General features: G+C 60.7%; 16 protein-coding genes. 12 read left to right on the plus strand and 4 right to left on the minus strand.

Features of this window, described 5'->3' with window-relative positions; translation table 11 throughout:
* Positions 1-152 precede the first annotated feature (152 nt).
* The 12 genes from GRX64_RS16420 (at position 153) to GRX64_RS16475 (ending at position 12278) form a co-directional block, all read left to right on the plus strand.
* On the plus strand, positions 153-938 hold the full coding sequence (locus GRX64_RS16420) for an SDR family NAD(P)-dependent oxidoreductase (RefSeq protein ID WP_166268816.1): 786 nt from the start codon (positions 153-155) through the stop codon (positions 936-938).
* Positions 938-1396, plus strand: coding sequence for a PaaI family thioesterase (locus GRX64_RS16425; RefSeq protein ID WP_235937723.1), 459 nt, complete (start codon positions 938-940; stop codon positions 1394-1396). The genes GRX64_RS16420 and GRX64_RS16425 overlap by 1 nt, the downstream gene beginning before the upstream one ends.
* 116 nt (positions 1397-1512) lie before the next feature.
* On the plus strand, positions 1513-2736 hold the full coding sequence (locus GRX64_RS16430; RefSeq protein ID WP_166268817.1) for an acyl-CoA dehydrogenase family protein: 1224 nt from the start codon (positions 1513-1515) through the stop codon (positions 2734-2736).
* Positions 2737-2749: 13 nt separating this feature from the next.
* A complete protein-coding gene (locus GRX64_RS16435; RefSeq protein ID WP_166268818.1) occupies positions 2750-3517 on the plus strand; it encodes an SDR family NAD(P)-dependent oxidoreductase in 768 nt (255 codons plus the stop codon).
* A 73-nt stretch (positions 3518-3590) separates the two neighbouring features.
* Positions 3591-4664, plus strand: coding sequence for a phosphotransferase (locus GRX64_RS16440; protein WP_166268819.1), 1074 nt, complete (start codon positions 3591-3593; stop codon positions 4662-4664).
* Entirely contained in the window at positions 4661-5437 is a 777-nt protein-coding gene (gene surE, locus GRX64_RS16445) for a 5'/3'-nucleotidase SurE (RefSeq protein WP_166268820.1), read from the plus strand. Before GRX64_RS16440 ends, surE begins: the two co-directional genes overlap by 4 nt.
* Before the next feature lie 62 nt (positions 5438-5499).
* Complete coding sequence (locus GRX64_RS16450; protein WP_166268821.1) at positions 5500-7164, plus strand: long-chain fatty acid--CoA ligase; 1665 nt, start codon at positions 5500-5502, stop codon at positions 7162-7164.
* 495 nt (positions 7165-7659) lie between these two features.
* Positions 7660-8523: a branched-chain amino acid ABC transporter permease gene (locus GRX64_RS16455; RefSeq protein ID WP_166268822.1), complete on the plus strand. Its 864-nt coding sequence runs from the start codon at positions 7660-7662 to the stop codon at positions 8521-8523.
* A gap of 1 nt (position 8524) precedes the next feature.
* Positions 8525-9547, plus strand: a complete 1023-nt coding sequence (locus tag GRX64_RS16460; protein WP_207308823.1) for a branched-chain amino acid ABC transporter permease — start codon at positions 8525-8527, stop codon at positions 9545-9547.
* On the plus strand, positions 9540-10307 hold the full coding sequence (locus GRX64_RS16465) for an ABC transporter ATP-binding protein (protein WP_166268823.1): 768 nt from the start codon (positions 9540-9542) through the stop codon (positions 10305-10307). Before GRX64_RS16460 ends, GRX64_RS16465 begins: the two co-directional genes overlap by 8 nt.
* The gene (locus tag GRX64_RS16470; protein ID WP_166268824.1) at positions 10294-11001 is read left to right on the plus strand and encodes an ABC transporter ATP-binding protein; all 708 of its coding nucleotides are present in this window, start codon (positions 10294-10296) and stop codon (positions 10999-11001) included. Before GRX64_RS16465 ends, GRX64_RS16470 begins: the two co-directional genes overlap by 14 nt.
* A gap of 125 nt (positions 11002-11126) precedes the next feature.
* Entirely contained in the window at positions 11127-12278 is a 1152-nt protein-coding gene (locus tag GRX64_RS16475) for an ABC transporter substrate-binding protein (RefSeq protein WP_166268825.1), read from the plus strand.
* Between the two features lie 89 nt (positions 12279-12367).
* Here GRX64_RS16475 and GRX64_RS16480 read toward each other — a convergent pair whose 3' ends face one another.
* From GRX64_RS16480 to GRX64_RS16495, 4 genes are all read right to left on the minus strand, one after another.
* Positions 12368-12862 carry a MaoC family dehydratase gene (locus GRX64_RS16480; RefSeq protein WP_235937724.1) on the minus strand — a complete coding sequence of 165 codons (495 nt, stop codon included), beginning with the start codon at positions 12860-12862 and terminating at the stop codon, positions 12368-12370.
* Positions 12863-13074: 212 nt separating this feature from the next.
* Positions 13075-13833 carry a class II aldolase/adducin family protein gene (locus GRX64_RS16485; protein ID WP_166268826.1) on the minus strand — a complete coding sequence of 253 codons (759 nt, stop codon included), beginning with the start codon at positions 13831-13833 and terminating at the stop codon, positions 13075-13077.
* A gap of 331 nt (positions 13834-14164) precedes the next feature.
* Positions 14165-15310 (minus strand): acyl-CoA dehydrogenase family protein, encoded by a 1146-nt coding sequence (locus GRX64_RS16490; RefSeq protein WP_166268827.1) that lies wholly within the window; start codon positions 15308-15310, stop codon positions 14165-14167.
* A 10-nt stretch (positions 15311-15320) separates the two neighbouring features.
* Positions 15321-16517: an acyl-CoA dehydrogenase family protein gene (locus tag GRX64_RS16495; protein WP_166268828.1), complete on the minus strand. Its 1197-nt coding sequence runs from the start codon at positions 16515-16517 to the stop codon at positions 15321-15323.
* Between the last annotated feature and the right edge of the window lie 166 nt (positions 16518-16683).

Below are 16683 nucleotides of genomic sequence, written 5' to 3' on the forward strand. Positions count from 1 at the left end.
GGAGCCCGCCAAATCGTCGCCACCGTGCCAGACACCCACAGCCTCCAGGGTCTCTGCCGGTTAACGAATTAACCAGACGAGACGCGCAGTTGGCGTCGCCGCCAGCCGTATTAACGGCAATGACCTCATACAATGATAAAAGGAGCCTGGTCATGAAGCGATTTAGCGAGCGGGTAGCACTGGTTACCGGCGCCGGTAGCGGTATCGGCCGGGCCACCGCCCTGCGGTTGGCCCGTGAGGGCGCCAGTGTAGTGTTGGTGGATCAGTCCGAATCGGGCCTGCTGGACACCGAAGCCCTGCTGCGGGAGGGCACCCAAGTGCTGCGCCGGGTAATGGACGTAGCGGATGAAAGCCAGGTCACCGCCCTGGTGGCGGATGTCATCCGCCGCTTTGGCCAGATTGATGTGTTGTGCAACAACGCCGGCATCAGTGGCGGGCATCCGCCAATCACGGCCCAGGACCGCGACGAGTGGGAGCGGGTGCTCGGCGTCAATCTGATCGGCACGATGTTGCTGATCAAGCACGTGGCGCCGCACATGCAGGCCCGCCGACAGGGCGCGATTGTCAATACCGCGTCGGTGGCGGGCATTCGCTCCGGCGCCGGCGGCAACGCCTACAGTGCGTCCAAGGCCGGTGTGATCAACCTGACCATGACGGCGGCGTGCGATTTGGGGGGTGACAATGTGCGGGTCAATGCAGTTTGTCCCGGCCTGGTGGAAACCGGCATGACCCAGCCGGTGTTTGATTACGCCCGCGCCAACGAGAAAGCCCATAAGCTGGGCTCCCGCTGCGAGTTGCGCCGTTACGGCGCGCCGGAAGAAATCGCCGCCGCCATCCTGTTTCTGGCCAGCGACGACGCCAGCTACATTACCGGGCAGGCACTGCCGGTGGATGGTGGCAATACCGCATCACTGAATTTGCCGGGGATGAAAGTCTGATGACCGACAACGACGAGAACACCCTCGCTAACACCATGATCCGTGGCAGCGAAGACTTGCCTGGATTTCACCGCTTGCTGGGTTATCGCCAGGTATCCTGGGAGGAAAACCGGGCGGTGCTGGAACTGGAATTACAGCCCAAGCACATTAATCTCGGGGGCGTGGTCCACGGCGGTGTGCTGACGTCGCTGCTGGACATCGTGCTGGCGGAGGCCGGTACGTACTGCCCATTCCCGGGGCGCATGCGCAAAGCCATCACCCTGTCCCTGACCACCACCTTTACCGGACAGTGTTCCAGTGGCGTGATCCGGGTCACCGGCGAACGACGGGCCGGGGGGCAGCGAATTTTCAACAGTTCCGGTGAGGCCCGCGATGAGGCCGGTAATCTGCTGGCCATCGCCGAAGGCACTTTTCGGATACGATCCGGCAGCGAAAAGCCCGAAGGCGTGCCAATCTGATTATAGACGACCTGATCGCCTACGACCGGCCAGCCACGATTCGCCAGACGGATCGTGGCAAATCAAGGCGTGACAGCACAACGGAACAACAAAGATACAGAAAGAGGCAACCCAATATGTTCGAACTCTCAGATCAAGCCAAGCAATTGCAGCAACAGCTGACCGACTTCATGGTTGCGCATATTTACCCCAATGAGCACCGGTACCATGAACAGATCGCCCAGGCGGAAAACCGCTGGGCGCCGACAGCGATCATGGAAGAGCTGAAAGTCAAAGCCAAGGCTGCCGGCCTGTGGAATCTGTTCCTGCCGGACAGCGAATACGGTGCCGGTCTCAGCAATTTCGAGTACGCCCACCTGTGTGAAATCATGGGTCGCTCCCACCTGGCGCCGGAAGTTTTCAATTGCTCCGCGCCGGACACCGGCAACATGGAAGTGCTGGCGCGGTATGGCACCCCGGAGCACCAGGAACAGTGGCTCAAGCCACTGCTGAACGGCGAGATTCGTTCCTGCTTCTCAATGACCGAGCCGGCGGTGGCGTCATCCGATGCCACCAACATCGCCTGTGAAATTCGCCGGGACGGCGACGAATACGTGATCAACGGCCGCAAATGGTGGTCGTCCGGTGCCATGACCACCACCTGCAAGATTGCCATTGTGATGGGCAAAACCGATCCCAGCGCACCCCGGCATGCGCAACAATCCATGATCCTGGTGCCTTTTGACGCCCCCGGGGTCAACATCGTGCGGCCGCTGACGGTATTTGGTTACGACCACGCCCCCCACGGCCACGCCGAAGTCGTCTACGACAACGTCCGTGTGCCGGCGTCCAACATCCTGCTCGGCGAAGGCCGGGGTTTTGAAATCGCCCAGGGCCGCCTCGGTCCGGGGCGAATTCATCACTGCATGCGCACCATCGGGGTGGCCGAGCGCGCCCTCGAGGCCATGTGCCAGCGAGTCAACGAACGCGAAGCCTTTGGCAAGCAGTTGGTGCGGTTTGATTCCATTCGCAAGGACATCGCCCGTTCGCGGATGGAGATTGAACAGGCCCGGCTGCTCACCCTGAAGGCGGCTCACATGATGGACACCGTCGGCAACAAGGTGGCCCGTCAGGAAATTGCCATGATCAAAGTGGCCGCGCCCAATATGGCGTTGGCGGTGCTGGACCGGGCCATTCAGGCTCACGGCGCGTTGGGCGTGTGTCAGGACAGCTTCCTGGCGGCGTCCTGGGCCCACATCCGCACCTTGCGCCTAGCCGACGGTCCGGACGAGGTGCACCTGGACAGCATCGCCAAGATTGAACTGCGGGACTACCCAAAAGCCACCGCGACCGGACATTAAAGGGAGCCTGACCATGACCAGCCCATTATTCGATTTGACCGGCAAAGTTGCCTTGATCACCGGCTCCACCAAGGGCATCGGCCGTTCCATCGCCGAGGAAATGACCCGCTGCGGCGCCAAAGTGGTGATTTCCAGCCGCAAAGCCGAGGCCTGCGAGCAGGTCGCCGGCGAACTCAAGGCCCAGGGTTTTGAGGCCACCGCCATCCCCTGCCACGTCGGCAAGAAGGACGAGCTTCAGAACCTGGTGGATCAAACCCTGGCAACCTGGGGCCAGATCGATGTGCTGGTGTGCAACGCCGCCACCAACCCGGTCTACGGTGCCACCCAGGACATGACCGACGAGGCCTGGGACAAGATCATGGACACCAACGTCAAAGGCACCTTCTGGCTGACCCAGATGGTGCTGCCGGGTATGGCTGAACGCGGCAGCGGCGCGGTGGTGATGCTGTCCAGCATTGCCGGATTGCGGGGCAACACGGTGATCGGCACCTACGGCGTGTCGAAGGCCGCTGAAGCGGCGCTGGCGCGGAACCTGGCGGTGGAGTGGGGGCCCAAGGGCATCCGGGTGAATGCCATTGCGCCGGGTCTGATCCAGACCGATTTTGCCAAGGCGTTGTTGGAAGACCCGGTGCGGGTGCAGCGGGCAAAAGATAAAACACCCCTGCGTCGTATCGGCGAACCCGTCGATATTGCCGGTTTGGCGGTGTTTCTGGCCGCCCCGGCCAGCGCCTACATCACCGGTCAGGTGATCGTCGCCGACGGCGGCGAAACCGCGTGTTAGGGCCACACGCCATGAGATTGCGTGCGCGAGGCCGGTATTCACGCGCGCTGAGTTTGCAATAACGGGAGCTGCAATGAATCAGGAACCCCAATTGGTCGATGTGCTCGACGCCCATCGTCTGGACGAGGCCAAGCTTCTGGCATGGCTGCAGGACGCCATGCCGGGGATCGGTGACACCCTTACCCTCAAGCAGTTCCAGGGTGGCCAGTCCAACCCCACATACCTGCTGGATACCGACAGTGGGCGTTACGTGCTGCGCAAGAAACCACCGGGCAAGGTCTTGCCCTCGGCCCACATGGTGGAGCGCGAGTACAAGGTGATGCGGGCACTGTCGGAGCACACCCGCGTGCCGGTGCCCCGGACCCGGGTGCTGTGCGAGGACAGTGGCGTCATCGGCACGCCGTTCTATGTAATGGATTTTATGCCCGGTCGGGTGATCAGCCATCCGGCGCTGCGGGAACTGGACAAGGCCGAGCGTCGGCCCGTGCATGAGGCCGCCATGGACACTCTGGCGACGCTGCACGCGGTGGACGTCAACGCCGTCGGGCTGGGGGACTTTGGTCGACCCAGTGGCTACGTGTCCCGCCAGTTGGCACGCTGGACCAAACAGTATCAGGCCTCACGCACCGATGACCTGCCGGCCATGGACAAATTGATGGCCTGGTTGCCCGACCACCTGCCGCGCCACGACGAGTGCGCCATTGCCCATGGCGATTACCGTCTCGGCAACCTGATGCTGGCACAGGATCGCCCCGACGTGGTGGCCATTCTGGACTGGGAGTTGTCCACCCTCGGCCACCCGATTGCGGACCTGGCCTATTTCTGCCTGCCGTATCATTTGCCGTCGGATCTGGTTGGCATGCGCGGGGTGGTGGGCGAGGACCTGATCGAGCTGGGGATTCCCGACGAGCAGGCCGCCATTGAGCGCTATTGCCGGCAGTCGGGGCGCGCCGGCATTGAGGATTGGCATGTGTTCCTGGCGTTCTCACTGTTCCGGTTGGCGGCCATTCTGCAAGGGGTCTACGCCCGGGCGCTGCAGGGTAACGCCAGCAACGCCGATGCCCTCGACGTCGGCAGGCGCGCCCATATCCTGGCGGATGCCGGCTGGCGCATTGCCCAGCGTGGCGAGCAGGGGGTGGCCTCATGAGCACCGCCCTCGTCAAACGCATCCTGATCACCAATGACGACGGCATCGCCGCGCCCGGACTGGAGGTGTTAACCACCCTGGCCCACACCCTGGCCGACGAGGTCTGGGTGGTGGCACCGGAGCACGATCGCAGTGGCGCGGGCCAGAGCATTTCGTTGCACTCGCCATTGCGGGTCTATCAGCACGGCGAGCGCCAATACGCCTTGTCGGGCACGCCGGCGGACTGTGTGCTGTTCGCGCTGGCGGAATGGTTTGCCGACTCGCCGCCCGATCTGGTGCTGTCCGGGGTGAACTGCGGTGCCAACATCAGCGATTCGGTGCAGTATTCCGGAACCGTCGGGGCGGTGCTGACCGCCGAACACATGGGCATTCCGGCGATCGCGTTCAGTCAGGCGTTCTTCAATCGTGAGGGCGTTGACTGGTCACCGGTCCGTCATTGGGGCGCGCAGGTGATTCGCGCGCTCTGGCCGTCAGACCCTGAACCGGCCTGCTGCTGGAATGTGAATTTTCCGGCCTGTGCGGCCGACCAGATCACCGAACTGCGCTGGGCCCGGCAATCCACCGGGTCCATTCAGCGCACGCAGTTACTGGCGGGTCAGGATGGCCGCAACTTGCCTTACTGGTGGCTCGGTTTCGAGCGCAGCTCACGCCACATTGTCGAGCCCGATGCCGACGTCTCGGTGCTGCGGGACAACGCCATCGCAGTCACGCCGTTGCGCGGTCCCGGCACACTGCCCGGTGGCGTCGCCCGGTTGCTGCTCAATGAGCTGTAATGCCTGCCCGACCCGCGCCGGCGACTCGAATTTTTGCGTTTGTTAACGGGAGAACAATAACGATGTTTACACGACACTATGGGGTTTGGCCGAAAGATCTGCCCAAGACCCTGACGCTGCCCAAGACCAGTGTGTTTACCAACCTGGCCATATCCGCCCAGCGTTACCCGGATCACACCGCCATTGTCTTTTACGACAGCAAGATCCGTTACAGCGACCTGCTGTCCGAAGTCGAGGCGCTGGCCGGCTATCTTCAGGCCCAGGGTGTGCAAAAGGGCGACCGGGTGTTGCTGTACATGCAGAATTCGCCCCAGTACGTCATCGGCTATTACGCCATCCTGCGCGCCGACGCGGTGGTAATCCCGGTCAACCCGATGAACCGCAGTGCCGAACTTGAGCACTACATCGCCGACACGGGCGCCCGGATCGGCCTGGCCGGTCAGGAACTGGCCGGGTTCATTACGCCGTTGCTGGCGACCACCGACCTGCAGCAACTGGTGGTCGCCGCCTACAACACCTACCTCAAAGTGCCCACCGATCTGGACTTGCCCGCGGAAGTGGCGGCGCCGGCCCAGCCGATGACGGTGCCCGGCTGCGTGGCCTGGGAAGATGCGCTCAATGCCGGCCATACCCCCGGCGAGCATACCGCCGGGCCAGATGACCTGGCGGTGTTCCCCTACAGTTCCGGCACTACCGGCGCGCCCAAAGGCTGCATGCACGTGCACCGCGGGGTGATGGCGACGGCGGTGCATCGTGCATTCTGGAACCTCAGCACCGCCAATACCGTGCAACTGGCCACGCTGCCGTTTTTCCACGTCACCGGCATGCAGGGCTCGATGAACAGCCCCATTTACAGCGGCTCCACCAGCGTCATCATGACGCGTTGGAATCGCACCACGGCGGCCCAACTGATTGAGCGTTACCGGGTGTCGGGCTGGACCAACATCGTCACCATGGCGGTGGATTTCCTGTCCAATCCGGACATCGGCCAGTACGACCTCAGCAGTCTCACCACCATCGGGGGTGGCGGTGCGGCGATGCCCAAAACCATTGCGGAAAAGCTCCACGCCATGACTGGGCTGGATTACATCGAAGGCTATGGTCTGTCCGAAACCATGGCGGCCACCCACATCAACCCGCCCAATCATCCGAAGGCCCAGTGCCTGGGTATTCCGGTGTTCGACGTGGATTCCCGCATCGTGGACCTGGAGACCCTGGAAGAAAAAGGCGTCGGGGAAGTGGGCGAAATCGTCAGCCGCGGGCCCCAGGTCACGGTGGGCTATTGGAACCGGCCGGCGGAAACTGATGCGGCGTTTATCGAACTGGACGGCGAGCGGTTCTTCCGGACCGGCGATCTGGCCTACTACGACGAAGACGGTTATTTCTTCATGGTGGACCGGGTCAAGCGCATGATCAACGCGTCCGGTTTCAAGGTCTGGCCATCGGAGGTCGAAAGCCTGATGTACCGGCACCCGGCCATCCATGAGTGCTGCATAATCTCGTCACCCCATCCGAAGCGGGGCGAGACTGTCAAAGCCTGCATCGTACTGACCCCCGAAGCCGACAGCACCACCACGGTCGAAGACATCGTGGCCTGGTGCAAAGAGGAAATGGCCGCGTACAAGGTGCCGGAAATCATCGAGTTTGTGACCGAATTGCCGAAGTCGCCGACCGGCAAGCTGATGTGGAAAGCATTGCAGGATCAGGAGTGGAAAAAGCAGAGTTAATGCACGGTCCGGCCCGCGGATGCCCGTCATCCGTGGGCAGGCGCGACCGGCGACTGTATGGGGCCGGTCACTCAAAACGGGCAAAAATTGCAATTCATGGTCCGCACAGCGAAACACGATTTTATTTGTTGACGGATGGCGTGTGGCGTCTACTCTTGAGATAAAACAAAACCAATGACTTAGGGAACCTCGGATTGAGTCTGTTGGCGATTCTGCAAGTGTCGAGAGGCGCAGTGGCAAGGCCCGGTTCGCCGGTAATGGCCGACGGCCTTGCCCACAACCGTAGCGCGGCCAGTGAGCCTCTCAACGCGTGTCCGCAGGGGTTCTCCCTGACAACCGGACCCTGCGTCGAGCGGTCTTGAAAGGCAGCCAGCTGTCCCGCAAAGCCTCGCCTCGATGCCGGCTTTCAGGGCGAGCCAGAATCGCCAACAGACTCAATCAGAAGGTCCCTGGCCCTGACATCCCGACAACAACAAATCGCCCCGGGAGGCAGACTTGAATCTGTTCTTGCAGCAAATCATCAATGGCTTAACCCTGGGCAGTATCTATGGCCTGGTCGCACTCGGGTTAACGCTGGTTTACGGCATTCTTCACATTCCCAACTTTGCCCATGGCGCGCTCTACATGGTGGGCGCCTTCATGTCGTATTTTCTGATGGTCGATGTGGGGGTCCACTATTGGATTGCCATGGCCGGCTCAGCCCTAATCGTGGCGGCATTGGCGATCATCTGCGAACGCCTGGTGTTTCACCCGCTGCGCCACTCGCCACCGATCCACGACAAAATTGCCGCCATCGGCATTCTGTTGTTTCTGGAAGCGTTGGTGCAGATGTTCTGGGGCGCGGACTTCCGGCGCATGTCGTCGCCGTTTACCGGCATTCTCAATTTTGATGGCCTGATCATTCCGGAGCAGCGGCTGCTCATCATCGTCGGCGCGCTGACCTTGGTGGCGCTGTTGCAAGTCTTCCTCCGCAAGACCATGACCGGCGCCACCATCCTCGCTCTGGCGCAGAATCGGGAGGGTGCCTTCCTGGTCGGTATTGACGCCAACCGGGTTGCGATGATGACGTTCGGGATTTCCGGCGCCCTGGCCGCCATCGCCGCGACGCTCTATGCGCCGATCAACCTGGTCTATCCGGCCATGGGCCACCTGGTCATCATGAAGGCCTTTGTCATCATCATTCTTGGTGGCATGGGCAGTGTGCCCGGCGCCATCGCTGGCGGAATGATCATCGGTTTTGCGGAAGCCTTTGGCGGTTTCTATATCTCCACCGCCTACAAGGACATCATCGCGTTCGGCTTGTTGGTGGTGATTCTGTCGGTGCGCCCCCAGGGCCTGTTTGCCAAGGGAGCGCATTGATATGATGCTGAAAATCGCCACCCTGCTAATGAAGCCCGGTGCTAAAATGGCGCTGCTGGCATTGGCGCTGGTGTTCCCCTGGCTGGCCGCCAACGAGTATCAGGTTTACGTGATGGCCACTGCCTTTGTATGGGCGATTGCGGTGTACGGGCTCAACATCATCACCGGTTATTGCGGCCAGCTGAACCTGGCCCACGGTGGGTTCTTTGCCATTGGCGCGTACACGCTGGGGTTGCTGACCGCCGATTACGGCTGGAGCTTCTGGCCGGCATTTGTGGGCGCGATGGTGATGACCGCGGTGTTGGGGCTGCTGGTGGGCGTGGTGTCATTGCGGCTCAAGGAACATTACTTCGCCATCTTTACCCTCTGCGTCGGGTTTATCATTTACCTGTTGCTGGACAAGTGGGAAGAGCTGACTCACGGCCCGATCGGCGTTCGTGACATTGCGGCCCCCTATGGTTTCGGCCTGGTCGATTTCACCGAGACGGTGCCGTTCTATTATCTGGTGCTGGCGTTTCTGGTGCTGGCCATCGGGTTTATGGGCCGGTTGTCCCGCTCCCTGCTGGGCCGCACCTTCATCGCCATCCGCAACGGTGACGAACTGGCCCAGTCCCTGGGCATCAACCTGATGCGCAACAAGGTACTGGCGTTTGTATTGTCGACCACCTACGCCGGACTGGCCGGTGCCCTGTACGCGGGTATGGTACGGTTTATCGGGCCGGAAGAAGCCAACATCAATCACACGTTCGACATGATCACCTACCTGCTGGTGGGTGGCATCGGCACGCTGTTTGGCCCCTTGTTGGGCTCGATCGGGATCGTCTGGATCACCCAGTCGCTGCAGTTCCTGGAAGCCTATCGGATGATCATTTTCGGCCCCTTGCTGGTGCTGCTGGTGATTTTCTTCCCCCGAGGCATCGTCGGCTCCTTCCTGACCTGGCTTCACCGCAAGACCCTGGTGCCCGCCCAAAAACGCAAGGCGGCCAAGGCCACCAGCGCCAAGGAGGCGGAAAACAATGCTTAAAGTGAGTCACCTCACCAAGATGTTTGGCGGCCTGGCGGCGGTCAACGACGTGTCCGTGGAATTCGAGGCCAATCAGATCAATGCCATCATCGGGCCTAACGGTGCCGGCAAAAGTACCTTCTTCAACCTCATTTCCGGGGCTCAAAAGCCCACTTCCGGCACCATATGGCTGGACGGAGTGGACGTCACCACCCTGCGCTGCGACCGCATTGCCCGGCTGGGAGTGGGGCGAACCTTTCAGACCACCAACCTGTTTGATCAGACCACAGTGCTGGACAACCTGATTGTGGGGCACCGGCTGCGCACCGAATCCGGGCTGTGGGACGTGCTGATCAACTCCCGCCGCTTGCAAGCCGAGGAGAAAGCGTGCCGGGACAAGGCCCGGGAGGTGCTGGATTTTGTCGGCCTGTCCCACGTCGAACACCAGGTCATCGCCGACATCACCCAGGAAGAGCGCAAACGGGTGGCGTTTGCACTGGCATTGGCGACCGAACCGAAAATTCTGCTGCTGGACGAACCGGCGGCCGGGGTCAACCCGGAGGAAACCGAAGGCCTGGCGGCATTGATGCGCAAGATGATCCAACATGGCCTGACGGTGTGCCTGATTGAGCACAAGATGGACATGATCATGGGCATGGCCGACAAGATCATGGTGTTGGATCACGGTGAAAAAATTGCCGAAGGCACTCCGGCTGAAGTGAAAAACGATCCGTTGGTGATCGAAGCCTATCTTGGGAGTGACGAAGATGCTGAGGCTTAATCAACTCGATGTCTGTTACGGCAGTTTCAAGGCCCTCAACAATATTGATATGACCATTGGCGCAGGCGAACTGGTGGTACTGCTGGGGGCGAACGGAGCGGGTAAAACCACACTGTTCAATGCCATCAGCGGTTTGATCAAACCCACCGCCGGCGACATGGAATTTGAGGGCCAGCGGCTCAGTGGCCGGAAACCGAGCGCAATCGTGTCGGCCGGCATCGTGCAGTGCGCCGAGGGCCGCAAGCTGTTCCCGCAGATGAGCGTGGCGCAGAATCTGATGCTCGGCGGCTATGTGCACCGTCGCGACAAGGTGGGTAATCGCCAGCGCCAGCAAGAGATGTATCAGCTGTTCCCGATCCTGGCGGAGAAAAAAGACCAGCCAGCGGGCTCGCTGTCCGGTGGGCAACAACAAATGGTGGCCATTGGTCGGGCCATGATGAGTCGGCCAAGGCTGCTGATGTTGGACGAGCCTTCGCTGGGGTTGGCGCCACTCATCGTGCGGCAGATGTTCGAGACCATCAAACAGATCAACCGTCTCGGGACCACCGTCCTGTTGGCCGAGCAGAATGCGTTCGCGGCCCTCAAGATTGCCAGCCGGGCCTATGTCATGGAAAACGGCCGTCTGGTGATGGAAGGTGACCGTGAAACCATGTTGGGCAATGAACGGATTCGCAAGGCGTATATCGGCGCGTAAACGGCCGGCCGAGAGACGCCCTCGTTGCCGGTCATTTGCCGATGACAAGGCAATTGGCAGGCAACGATCAAAATACTACCCATAAACTATCCAAAAACTACCAGGCAATGATCAGGGAGAAAACAATGACAAAAATCAAACGATTGGGCCACGCGATCGCCGTGGCAACGCTGGGTTTGGGGCTATCCTTTGCCAGCCTGGCGGACGAAGTGAATATTGGCTTCACCGGCCCGCTCAGCGGCGGTGCGGCCCTGTACGGTGAAAACACCGTGTCGGGTCTGCGGATGGCGGTGGATGAAATCAACGCCGCCGGCGGCTTCACCGTGGGTGACGAAACCCACACCCTCAACCTGATCGCCCTGGACGATCGGTACTCCCCGGCGCAGGCGGCCACCAACGCCAAGCGACTGAAGCAGGAATCCGGTGTGCCGGCGGTGTTTGTGCCGCACTCCGGCGGTGTGTTTGCCTTGCAGGACTTCAACGAGAAAGACAACTTCCTGGTGATGGCGTACACCAGCGTGCCCTCGGTCACCGAGAAGGGCAACGCGCTGACCTTGCGTATTCCTCCCACCTTTGACGGCTATGTGCGGGCCTTCACCGCCTACGCTCAGACCCATATGGGCAAAACCATCGGCATGGCCGGGGCCACTCACGAGTACGCCAAAATCTGGGCGACCATGATGGCGCAGGAGTGGACCCAGAAAGGCGGTGAAGTTGTCGTCGAAAACCCAATGGATTACAACAAGTCGGCGGATTTCTACACCGGCGCCAGCCGGATCATCGCGGCCAACCCCGACGTGATGTTTGTCGGCGGTGCGTCTGAGCCGACCGGTTTGGTGGTGCAGCAGGCCAGACAGCTGGGTTTTCAAGGTGGCTTCGTGCTGATGGACCAGGCCAAAATCGACGAAGTGGCTGAGGTGATCGGGGGCCTGGAAATGCTGGAAGGCGCCATTGGCGTGGTGCCTCTGTCGATCTATGAGACCAGCGCCGCCCGCGACTTCATAACCCGCTACAAAGCCAAGTACGACAAAACGCCGGGCTCCGAAGCGGCCTACAATTACCTGGCGATGCACGCCCTGGTGGCCGCCATGGAGCAATCCGGCTCAACCGACCCCAAGGCGATTCGTGGGGCCATCGGGGACGCCATTGCAGACATGGATGCCAGCAAGAACCCCTTCGAAGTGAAGCGCATTACTGAGCAAGGCGGCTTTGTCACAGAAACCACGCTGGCGGTGGTAGAGGATGGCAAAATAGTGCGTAAAGCGATCAAGGAATAGCGCTTTAAATAGCTGCTCGGCGGCTGGGCGGAGCATCACCGTGCGCCCAGCCGCCGTTACCCGAATTCATTATCAGTTCGCCCCCAGCGCTAACGGACGTACATGACCAGACTTTCGGCGACGCACGCGGGCTTGTCCTCGCCCTTGATCTCCACCGTCGTGAGGTAGGTGGCCAGCACCCGCTGGGCATCCACATCGACCACGTCCTTCAGTTCCATCCGGGTGCGCACGTCCGAGCCAGACTTCACCGCCGCCGGAAACCGCAGCTTGTTCATGCCGTAGTTGACGCTGGCACTCTTGCCGGTAACGTCGATAACGCTCTGGTTCAGTTGGGGAATCAGCGACACGGTCAGGAACCCGTGCGCCACCGGGCTGTGCCAGGGCGATTCTGCCGTGGCGCGCGCCACGTCCACGTGGATCCACTGATGATCTCCGGTGGCATCGGCAAACGCCTGAATCATCGCCTGGCTAATGGTGGTCCAGGGGCTGTGGCCGATGAGCTCACCCTTGTGATTGCTGAGATCTTCCAGTGCGATGGTTTTCATTGTGGCATCCTGGTTTCGATTGGCGTTGTTGAGTTTCATTAATATGATCAAGCACTTGAACAGGCAGCGCAACCCGTCTGAGGGCCGTCAGACGCCGGGTCAACGGCCGGGCCACCGGTCTGGCCGGCACACCGCCCGGCTAAGCCCGCCCCGGTTTGAGGTCAGCGACGAAGCAATGCGAGCCATCCAGGCAGGTTGGTCACACAGGCCAGTCAGCAGAGTTATTCAGCAAAGCGGGCCGGCAAAGCAGGCTAAACGGCGTAACCCGGGTTCTTGCTGTCGAGCAAACGCATCAGTGCCGGCCAGGTCAGTGCCGCCGCCTTGCCCAGTGACTGGGACTGTTCGCGGGTGGTGGCAATGGCCTGCTCCGAAGGCATGTAAGTCGGTCCGCAGGCCTGGGCCTTGACCTGAATCTCGCAGGCTTTCATCAGAAAATACAGGTAAGTGAAGGTCTCCGGTACCGTTTGCCCGGCGGTCAGTACGCCGTGGTTGCGCAGCATCATCATGGTTTTGTTGCCCAGGTCCCGAATCAGGCGTTCGCGCTCATCGTGATTCAAAGCCACGCCTTCGTAGTCATGATAGCTGAGGTGGTCGAGGCACAGCATGGCGGTCTGGCTCAGGGGCAGCAGGCCGTCCCGGTGGGCCGATACCGCGACGCCATCGGCGGCGTGCAGGTGCATCACCGCGCCAGCGTCTTCCCGGCCCATATGCACGGCACTGTGAATGGTAAACCCGGCCGGATTCACCCGCTGCAGGCCGCCGGCGGACACCACGTCGCCCTGGTCGTCGACCTTGACCAGTGACGAGGCGGTGATTTCATGGAACAACAGGCCGTAGGGATTGATCAGGAAATGGTGTTCCGGTCCTGGCACCCGGGCCGAGAGGTGAGTAAAGACCAGGTCGTCCCAGCCAAACAGGGCGACCAGACGATAGGCCGCCGCCAGTTCGGTGCGGACCTGCCATTCGGCTTTGCGGAGTGCTTTGCTGTCAGAGCTCAGAGCGTCATTCATCGGGTCGATGTCCTTGGTTTGGTCGTTACGTGGACGGTGCTGCGTCGATTTCAGAAGTCATAAACATTCATCACGCTTACCGGTAAGGCCCGCCGCAGAGTCAACAGTCCGCCGCCGGGAAGTAGTGTAGCCGACACTTCAGCTTCGGAGGATCCGTGAGGACCCCGAATATCTATCGGGCAAGCCACAGACCCGAAGCGTCGGCTACGTTTGCAAGCAACCGCCTTCGAAGACAGCTTGCAGCGACTGTGCTTTCACGCTAATCCGTGAACAGCCACAAAAAAGGGTGGCACAAGGCCACCCAAACATCTTCACCTGCACACTCGAAAACTCATTCTTCGACGTGAAGCAGTCCGGCGAACTGCTCCAGATGGTGGTCGTCATCGCCCAGCTGATGGTTGATCATGATCAGACGCTTGGCGTAATGGGCAAAGCTGTACTCCCAGGTCATGCCAATGCCACCGTGGGACTGGATGCCGTTCTCGGCAATGAACTGACCGGCACGGCCGATCACATTCTTGGCCGCTGCCAGGATGCGCTTGCGCTCGGTGCTTTGTTCATTGTTGGCCACACTGGCCGACAGGATTGCCATCGAACGGGCCTGCTCCAGCTCCGAACTCATGTCCACCATACGGTGTTGCAGCACCTGGAACTGGCCGATGGGTACGCCAAACTGCTTGCGCGCCTTGAGGTAGTCCAGGGTCATGGCAATGGCTTCTTCCATCACCCCGACCGCTTCGGCACACAGCGCCGCAATGGCGCGACCGGACTGGTATTCAATGATGGCGCTGGCCTGGCCTTCATCGCCCAGCAAGGCCTCGGCGCCGACCTGTACATTGTTGAGTACGACATCGCAGCCCTTGGCGCCGTCCATGGTGGGGTAGTTGCGGCGTTCCACACCGGCTGTGGCCGGGTCCAAGGCAAACAGGCTCAGCCCGCCTGCGTCGCGCTCATCCCCCGACGTGCGTGCCGAAACAATCAGCAGATCCGCGCAGTGGCCACCAATCACCACGGCTTTGCGGCCGCTCAGGGTGTAACCGGCATCGGTTTTCTCAGCCCGGGTCTGCACGTCGTTCAGGTTGTAGTAACTTTGCGGCTCCTGCAGGCCCACCGCGACTTTCAGCTCGCCCGAGGCGACGCCGGGTAGCCAGTGTTCCTGCTGCGCGGCAGTGCCGGCGTGGGCGATCAGACCGCCACCGAGAATCACCGATTGCAGGTAGGGCTCCAGGCACAGGCCGCGACCGAGTTCGGTCATGACCGACTGGACCTCAACACCGGTGCCGCCAAAACCGCCCAACTCTTCGTCGAAAGGCACGGCCGTCAGGCCCAGCTCGCTCAGGTGTTGCCAGAATTCGGCGCTGAAACCGAGTTCGGTTTCGCTGTAGCCCAGGCGTTTCTCGAAGCTGTATTCACCGCGCACAAGACGGGCCACGGTGTCCTGCAACATTTGTTGCTCTTCCGTTAACGCGAAGTCCATGGTCGTCTCCTTAAAGTCCGAGAATCATTTTGGTGACGATGTTCTTCTGGATCTCGTTGGACCCGCCGAAAATCGACAGCTTGCGATTGTTGAAGTAATGGGGCGCCAGTGGGGCGGCGTCCTTGTCGGACAGATACTCACCGTCGTAATCCAGCTCCAGCTCTTCTTCGACAAAGGGCAGCGCGTAAGGGCCAATTGCCCGGCGGGCCAGGTCGTTGATCGACTGGCGAATCTCGGTACCCCGAACCTTCAGCATAGAGCTTTCAGCGCCGGGCATGCCGCCGCCTTCGACCGCGGCAATGATCCGCAGATTGCTGATCCCGGCGGCCATCAGGTCAATCTCAATTTTGGCAATGCGCTGGCTGAACGTGGTGTCTTCAATCAACGGACGCCCGTTCTTCAGTACCCGGCCGGCCAGCGCTTTCAGGTGCGACAGCGCAGCCTTGGACAGGCCGATACCGGCCAGCCCCGTGCGCTCATAGGTCAGCAGGTACTTGGCGTAGGTCCAGCCTTTGTCTTCTTCGCCGACGAGGTTTTCGACCGGGACTTTGACGTCTTCAAAGAACACTTCATTGACTTCGTACCCGCCGTCGATGGTGCGAATCGGGCGTACGGTAATGCCCGGGGTGTCCATATCGATCAGCAGGAAGGAGATGCCGGCTTGTGCCTTCACCTCGGTGTTGGTACGCACCAGACAGAAGATCATGTTGGCGTGCTGGCCCAGCGTGGTCCAGGTTTTCTGGCCGTTCACAAGGTAGTGATCGCCATGGTTCACCGCCCGGGTCTTCAGGGACGCCAGATCCGATCCGGCGCCGGGTTCGGAATAGCCCTGACACCACCAGTCTTCACCGCTGAGAATGCGGGGCAGGTAGTGTTGCTTCTGCGCTTCGGAGCCGAACTTGATGATCACCGGGGCAACCATGTTGACCCCGAACGGGATCGACCGCGGCACACCGTAACGGCAGGACTCTTCGTCCCAGATATGCTTCTGCACCGGGCTCCAGTCGACGCCGCCATACTCTGAAGGCCAATGGGTCGCGTACCAGCCCTGCTTGCTCAGAATGCGCTGCCAGCGTTGGTGGTCTTCTTTGGACAAATGGCGAAAGCCTTTGACCTTGGCTGCGATGTCAGCGGGGAGCTGCTGTTCAAGAAAGCTCCGAACTTCATCCCGAAACGCGAGCTCTTCAGGCGTGTAGTTAATATTCATCGGTTGACCTCTCGGTTCTCAATTGCGAAAACAAGTACCGCATAGCAGAATAGAGTTAGGATGAATGATCTCCTCCCCTCTGTCAATTCTGACAACTTTAATATTAGACCCTCTGTATACGCTTTTTGGTAAAACTTGGTTTTGTAGGGTTGTTGTCGGCAAAAAC

Origin of the sequence: Marinobacter caseinilyticus, from assembly GCF_011074955.1 — a bacterium.
Classification (GTDB): Bacteria; Pseudomonadota; Gammaproteobacteria; order Pseudomonadales; family Oleiphilaceae; genus Marinobacter; species Marinobacter caseinilyticus.